The 7,132-nt window shown below is 53.9% G+C and carries 7 protein-coding genes; 6 read left to right on the forward strand and 1 reads right to left on the reverse strand.

Translation table 11 applies throughout. The features are described 5' to 3' along the window. The first annotated feature begins 4 nt into the window (after nucleotides 1–4). From QQ91_RS06830 to QQ91_RS06855, 6 genes are all read left to right on the forward strand, one after another. Nucleotides 5–748, forward strand: a complete 744-nt coding sequence (locus QQ91_RS06830) for a class I SAM-dependent methyltransferase (protein ID WP_166281373.1) — start codon at nucleotides 5–7, stop codon at nucleotides 746–748. 137 nt (nucleotides 749–885) lie between these two features. Continuing rightward, on the forward strand, nucleotides 886–1,536 hold the full coding sequence (locus tag QQ91_RS06835) for an NfeD family protein (RefSeq protein WP_166281375.1): 651 nt from the start codon (nucleotides 886–888) through the stop codon (nucleotides 1,534–1,536). 133 nt (nucleotides 1,537–1,669) lie between these two features. Further along, entirely contained in the window at nucleotides 1,670–3,139 is a 1,470-nt protein-coding gene (locus QQ91_RS06840) for a flotillin family protein (protein WP_250833280.1), read from the forward strand. 138 nt (nucleotides 3,140–3,277) lie between these two features. After that, entirely contained in the window at nucleotides 3,278–4,591 is a 1,314-nt protein-coding gene (locus QQ91_RS06845) for a flotillin family protein (protein WP_166281378.1), read from the forward strand. Between the two features lie 167 nt (nucleotides 4,592–4,758). Continuing rightward, a complete protein-coding gene (locus QQ91_RS06850) occupies nucleotides 4,759–5,097 on the forward strand; it encodes a P-II family nitrogen regulator (protein WP_166281380.1) in 339 nt (112 codons plus the stop codon). 156 nt (nucleotides 5,098–5,253) lie between these two features. Further along, complete coding sequence (locus QQ91_RS06855; RefSeq protein ID WP_166281382.1) at nucleotides 5,254–6,222, forward strand: shikimate dehydrogenase; 969 nt, start codon at nucleotides 5,254–5,256, stop codon at nucleotides 6,220–6,222. On the opposite strand, the gene QQ91_RS06860 is transcribed toward QQ91_RS06855, so the two are convergent. Continuing rightward, a complete protein-coding gene (locus QQ91_RS06860) occupies nucleotides 6,113–6,529 on the reverse strand; it encodes a nuclear transport factor 2 family protein (RefSeq protein WP_166281384.1) in 417 nt (138 codons plus the stop codon). The genes QQ91_RS06855 and QQ91_RS06860 overlap by 110 nt on opposite strands. Nucleotides 6,530–7,132 lie beyond the last annotated feature (603 nt).

The following is a 7,132-nucleotide window of genomic DNA, read 5'->3' on the forward strand; positions in this document are numbered from 1 at the left end:
GCCCATGGGGAAAAAGTCCAACGCTGCTGTGCCCAACCACCAGCCCCCAAGGCCTGGCGACGCCCCTACCCCGTGGCAGAAGCTGACCTATCCCATTGCCCAGCGTTATGACCGCGAATATCGAGGACAGGCCTTTGACCTGCCTGCGGAGGTGGAGGCGATGGCCATCTTTCAGGACTGGGCCAGCGGCAAGCTCCAAAACCAGACTGCCTCCCCCTTTTGGGATCTGTATCAGCCCAAGAAGAATCAGGTGTGGCTTGATATTGGCTGCGGCCTGAGCTTTTTGATTTACCCCTGGCGGGACTGGAATGCCTCGTTCTATGGTCAAGATGTCAGTTCCTTTGTCTGTGAGGTGTTGCGAAGCCGGGGTCCGCAGCTAAACTCTAAGCTCTTTAAGGGCGTGCAGTTGGGCGGCGGGCATCAGTTACCCTACCCAGACCAAAGCTTTGATGGCATCGTGGCCACGGGCTGGAGTGGATATTTTGACGTTGATTATTGGGCGCAGGTGTTCCCAGCGATGAAGCGCGTACTCAAGCCAGGTGGTACAGTTTTACTGGATATTGTGAACCCAGCCAATGAGTTGGCTGAGGACTGGGCCATTTTGGAGACCTACCTGGGCGCTGAGGTCATTTTGCAGAGCCTTGAGGAGTGGCATCAGCAGATAAAATCCTGGGGTGGCAAAATTGTCAAAACCCGAGAGGGGAAGCTGTTTAATCTGTATCTGATCCGCTTCCCAGCAGTGGCGTAACGGCGGGGCGTCACCGCTCAACCTCAAAGCTCCCCTGCCGCAACCCCTGGGCAGACTTCTCGCAATAAAGTTAAAGATTTCAGAAGAGACCCAAAAGCCTGGCTATGATTGGACATAGCGCTCGCATTGGTTGACCTATGCAACCTATCTACTGGATTTGTTTTACAGTTGGCGGCATTTTCGTTCTTTTGGCAGCCATTGGGGGGATTGACGGTGCTGAAATTGATGGTGCTGATGTTGGGCTGTGGGGTGAACCCGAGTTTGATTCTACGGGCATAGATGCCGATGCCGAGCTGGTTGATCCCCAAAATCAGCGATCCGATCGTCTGATCCCATCTCGGCGGCAGCGATGGCGATTCAATCCATTGCTGTTGCTGCGAACGATCAAATTTTGGACCTTTGGCTGCTGTTTTTTTGGACTGACCGGGCTTCTGTTTACAGCCTTTCAGCCCCAGCTAGGAGCGCGGGTCATTTTGATCATCGCCCTGCTGATGGGATTGCTGGTGGGCAGTATGATTGCCATAGCTCTGGAGGTTTTGCGCCAACGGAATCCCGATGGCTTCCTACAACCAGAGGATTTGATTGGTCAGGTGGGCACCGTCGAACTGCCCATTGACATGGACCATCGTGGCAAGATTCGAATTCAGATTAATGATGGGAGTCGAGAGATGATTGCGCGCACCAGCGACACCCGATCCCTCTCGGTGGGAGAGTCGGTGGTGGTGGTGGGGATTGAAAGCAATCAGCTGTGGGTAGTTTCAGAAGATAGCTTGCGATCCCCTGACTGACATGAAGCCCCACAAGCGATCCGACCCAGGAGGGCTGAAGGATTGGCGTTGATCGATAGAGGAAAGTGGGTAGATTGACCTTAATGGAGTGAAGTCGACGGAGTGAATAAGTTTGTCCAGGATGATAAAACCTATGAATGATTCCACCCTGTCCCTGAATGCAACCTTTGTACCCCGGTTTGCCTCTGAGCGCAGGGAAGACCTGCCGGCGGGGCTTGAGGGAGGACTGGTGGTTGAACAGGGGCCGCCTCCTTCCCCGACATCCATGTCAGTGGCCTTGCCTCTGGTGATAGCCTTAATTGCCGCAGGCCTGACGCTTTGGTTTATTAAAAGCTTCCTCAAAATTTGTAATCCCAATGAAATTCTGATTATTTCGGGGCGGAAGCATCGTAACAAAAGTGGCAAAGAGGTGGGATATCAGGTCAAGTTTGGGGGGCGGGCCATTGTGATTCCCGTTATCGAGACCGTCAAGCGCATGGATCTGACAACGATGCCGGTCCCGGTGGAGGTGACCAATGCCTATTCCAAGGGGGGCACTCCTCTCAATATTCAGGCGATCGCAAACGTGAAGATTTCGGGAGACGAGCGGGTGGTGGGGAATGCCATTGAACGATTCCTAGATCGCAGTCGTAACGAGATTAAGCGAGTGGCGCGCGAAACCTTAGAAGGTAACCTGCGCGGGGTAGTGGCCACCCTCACCCCAGAGGAAATCAATGAAGACCGGCTGCAATTTGCTGAGCGCATTGCTCAAGATGTGTCGCGGGATCTAGAGAAGCTAGGTCTGCACCTGGATACCCTCAAAATCCAAAGCGTTGCGGATGATGTGGACTATTTAAGTTCCATTGGTCGACGCCGTATTGCCCAAATTGTCCGCGACGCCGAAATTGCTGAATCCCAGGCCCTTGGGCAGGCAGAGCGCATTGAAGCGGAATGCCAGCAGCGAGCCGAAATTGCCAAGACCGAGGCCCTTTCCCTGGTGCAACAAAAGCAAAATGAACTGCGCACCATTAAGGCTGAGCTGGAACAGGAGGCTCGATCTGAAGAAGAGCGCACCACTGCGGCCGGAAAAGAGGCCCGAGCCCGAGCTGAGCAGACGCTCCAAAAGGTGCGGGCTGAACTGGAGAGACTGCGCTTAGAAGCGGACGAAGTTTTGCCCGCCGAAGCCCACAGTCGATCCCAGGAACTCCACGCGAAGGGGGCAGCCGCAGCCCTTGCCGAGAACGCTAAGGCTGCGGCAAAGGTAAATGAGATGCTAACGCAGGTTTGGGCGAACACCGGCACCAGCGCCTCCGAGGTGTTCCTGATTCAGCAGCTTGAGATGATTCTGAAACAGGCGGCTGAAATTCCCAACCGGGTGCAAATCGACCGGATCAACGTGATTGATACGGGTAACGGTCAGGCGATCGCAGGTCTGGTGAATGCCTATCCAGAGATGGTGCGCCAGTTTCTAGAGCGCGTTGACCAAACCCTGGGCATTCAGCTGATGAAATCCCCAGCCGCCTCCAAGGCCCAGACCCTAGCGGCTTCCTTGGAAACAGTCCCATCGAAGGCGGATCCATCAGATCCGTTTCCAGGGGCAGAGGCGGTCGGCCCAAACAATTAGCCCGGTGAATCGGTGATCGACGGAGAATTCTCGTCTCGTTAGTTTGAGAAGAACCGACTCTCTGGCGATGCCCCTTTCCCAGGCGATAACCCGCAATCATTCCAGACAAGCAACGTAAGCACTCAAGACGCAAGCACCATGGAAATTATTTTTCTGATTTTAGTGATCTTAGGTTTAGGATCTGGGGCCACAACCTTTGTGATTAAAAATCTCTACTATATCTGCCAGCCCAGTGAAATTCTGATTTTTGCGGGACCCAAAAAGCGGACCGCCACCGGGCGAGAGGTGGGCTATCGCCTGGTTAAGGGCAGTGCCAGTTTGCGGGTGCCGCTGCTAGAGAGGGCGCTGCGCATGGACTTGACCAATATGATCATTGAGCTGCACGTGGCAAATGCCTATTCCAAGGGGGGCATTCCCCTGAAGGTGGATGGGGTGGCCAACATTAAAATTGCTGGAGATGAACCCACAATTCACAATGCGATTGAACGTCTGCTGGGGAAATCTCGCAAGGAAATTGAACAGATTGCCAAGGAACTACTGGAGGGAAATTTGAGGGGGGTCCTGGCCACGCTGACCCCAGAGCAGGTCAACGAAGATAAAATCGCCTTTGCTCGCAGCTTGCTCGACGAAGCAGAAGAGGACCTCGAGTCGCTGGGGCTGATCCTGGATACGTTGCAAATTCAAAATATCTCTGATGATGTCCGCTATCTGGATTCCATTGGCCGCAAACAGCAGGCGGATCTGCTGCGAGATGCCCGCATCGCCGAGGCAGAAGCCTCGGCTGAATCTGCGATTGAAACCGCAGAGAACGAGAAAATTACGGCGCTCAAGCGAATTGATCGCGATATTGCCATTGCCAGAGCGGAGGCGAAACGTCGCATTGAAGATGCGACCACCATGCGGGGCGCCGTGGTGGCAGAAGCCGAGGCCGATATTGCCTCAGCCCTCGCCAAAACTCAGGCCGAACTGCCTGTGCAGCAGGAGCGCATTAAACAGGTTCGTCAACAGCTTCAGGCGGACATCATTGCGCCAGCAGAGGCTGAATCTAAGCGGGCGATCGCCTATGCCAAGGGCGAGGCAGCCCAGATCATTGAAGATGGAAAAGCCCTGGCAGAGGGGACCGAGAGTTTGGCCGCCTCCTGGAATGCCGCTGGACCCAATGCAAGAGATATCTTTGTCCTGCAAAAGCTGGAGGTCTTGCTGAAAACTCTGACGTCCACGATTCCTCAGGTCAAGCTACAAAACGTGACGGTGATTGATGCCGAACGGGGCGGCACTGCGATTAAGGCAGCGTCCTTTATTGAGCAGATCAAGCAAACCACTGGAGTGGACCTGGCCGGTGCTGTGCAGAAGCTGGCACCGTCACCGGGAGAGGCTACGTCCCTACAGGCTGGTCATTCGATCAGCGATCAGGCAAACCTGGCAGACCGAGATTTGCCTGATCGCAGCTGAAGCCCTGCATGCCAGCCCTCTATTAAATTATTCTTGTGAAAATAATTTTGTAGGATTTTAACATCTTGGTTTCCCACTGTAAGCTATAGTGCATGGACAGAACGCAGTTTGCGAAAACTCGTGTTCACTATAGGAAAATACGCTTGTATTAACGTTGGAGAAGACCCTTGAAGAAAATTGAGGCTATTATCCGCCCTTTTAAGCTCGAAGAAGTCAAAATTGCGCTAGTGAACGCGGGTGTGGTCGGAATGACTGTATCTGAGGTTCGCGGCTTTGGGCGGCAGAAGGGACAAACGGAGCGCTATCGAGGCTCTGAATATACGGTAGAGTTTCTGCAAAAGCTGAAAATTGAAATTGTGGTGGAAGATAGTCAGGTGGAAATGGTGGTCGAGAAAATTGTCTCGGCAGCCAGGACCGGAGAAATTGGAGATGGGAAGATTTTCGTCTCCTCTGTCTCCCAAGTGATTCGAATCCGCACCGGCGAGAAAGATATGGAGGCTGTCTAGACCGCTTTAGCCGATCTTTACAGATCCCCCAAGTTTCCTTAACCGGCGAAGCTCCGCGTTTGCGATCCCTGGAGCTGCCTAAGAGGATTGGCCGAATCAGTGAGCCCCAGGGTCTGACTGATTCGGCTTGGTTTTAATTGCCGTTGTGTTGGATTGATGAGCACTACAGGTTTATTGCCCATTTTAGGGTCCACCCAACTGTTGGGGGTGATCGGCGATCCCGTCGAGCATTCCCTCTCGCCGGTCATGCACAATGCAGCGATCCAGGCGCTGGCGACCCAGCAGGGAAGGCAGGGGGTCTCCCATGTCTATGTTCCCCTTCCGATTGCAAACCCTGATCTGGGGACGGCGCTTGCAGGACTGCAGGCCATGGGCTGTCAGGGGTTTAATGTCACCATTCCCCACAAGCAGGCCATTGTTCCATTTTTAGAATCCATTACCCCGATTGCCGCGCGCATTGGTGCCGTTAACACCGTTTGGCGAACCGCCACGGGCTGGGCGGGAACCAATACCGATATGCAAGGCTTCATGGCTCCTTTGCAACATCTTCAGGCCCACTGGCCAGACGGCACAGCCGTAATTCTGGGCAACGGGGGGGCTGCTCGCGCCATCATTGCAGGCTGTGAAACGCTTCAGTTTCAGCACATTCAGATTGTGGGTCGCGACGACCAGCGCTTAGCCCAATTGCTTCAAGACTTTACTCCCTCTCCTGCCCAGATCACCTTACACACCTGGGATGAGATCACGGATCTTCTCCCCCACACAGACTTGCTGGTCAACACCACACCCATCGGCATGGCTCCCGCTGTGGACCGAATGCCGTTGACTGGAGAGGCCATGGCGCAGTTACCCAACCATGCCCTAGTGTATGACTTAATCTACACCCCCCAGCCAACACAGCTGCTGAAAGAGGCGATCGCCCAGGGCTATCAGGCTATCGACGGCTTAGAAATGCTGGTTCAGCAAGGTGCAGCAGCCTTGGAAATTTGGCTGGGATCGCCACCCGAGGTGGATGTCATGCGTCGGGCGGCCGCTGAGATTTTAAACTCGCGGGCTGGGGAGAAGCAGGGTTTTCAAGGGGTTGGGCCTGGTACTCTCGCCAGGCAGAGATCAGCCCCTGATTGAACTGTAGGACAATTAGATTGTCTGAAACCTGCCACTTCCCCGTTTGCCTGGCTAAGCTACGCCAGTGCCACGCTACGTAGGCAGTGCCAGCAGCTATGGTCATTCCAGAGATTTTCAGGTCAACCTGAATCAGGCGCTGCGATAGATCGGCAAGGGCGCCTTGAATTTCGGCGCGGCCCTGAAGTTGCTGACCATTGGGTAAAACCAGGCGGGCATCCGGGGTAAAACATCGGGCAAAGGCCTGAGCGTTGAGGGAACAAAGCGCCTCAACGGCGGCTTCAATCAGGTGGAGGGTTGAGGAACTCAAGGGCGGTAGGGGGTAGCGCGTGAACGGGGGTCGATCCAGAAGCTTACGGAACGATCGTGACCTGATCCGTGAGGTCAGAGGATAGCCCGGGGGGAGTGATGGATAGAGCGATCGCAGTTATGATCACCTTTCCCATCATTTAAATTTATGTATATTTTCTACCGATAAATTAAAAAGCCGACTAGGATGGTACAAACTCCAGGAGTTAGGGGAAACTCTAATTCTTTATCGCCTAACTAAACCCTCTATTCGCAAGCTCTATTCTGGCCTAGCCAACCCTTTATAAAATCTCTATGCTCAGTTCCAGGGCCTTCAGGAATCATACACCTGGGGGCTTTTGGATTTTGAAGCCAGGCGAGGTGATTATCTTAGCATCTCGATGCTTTTCGGCTCTTTTTGCGGCTCATTTGAAGACCCTGCTTCCGTAACCTTAACTGAGCCACCCGTTTCCCCTAAACAGCGAAGAAGGCGTTCCCTAGTGGGAGCGCCTTCTTACAATAGTTAACCTGAATTAACTAAGGAAAACTAACCGTTGATGGCAGGAGCAGTCAGTGCAACCGGTGCAGACTCGCCAGCCGCCAAGTCAAGCGGGAAGTTGTGAGC

This window comes from Lyngbya confervoides BDU141951 (assembly GCF_000817775.3).
GTDB lineage: Bacteria > Cyanobacteriota > Cyanobacteriia > Thermosynechococcales > Thermosynechococcaceae > Lyngbya > Lyngbya confervoides.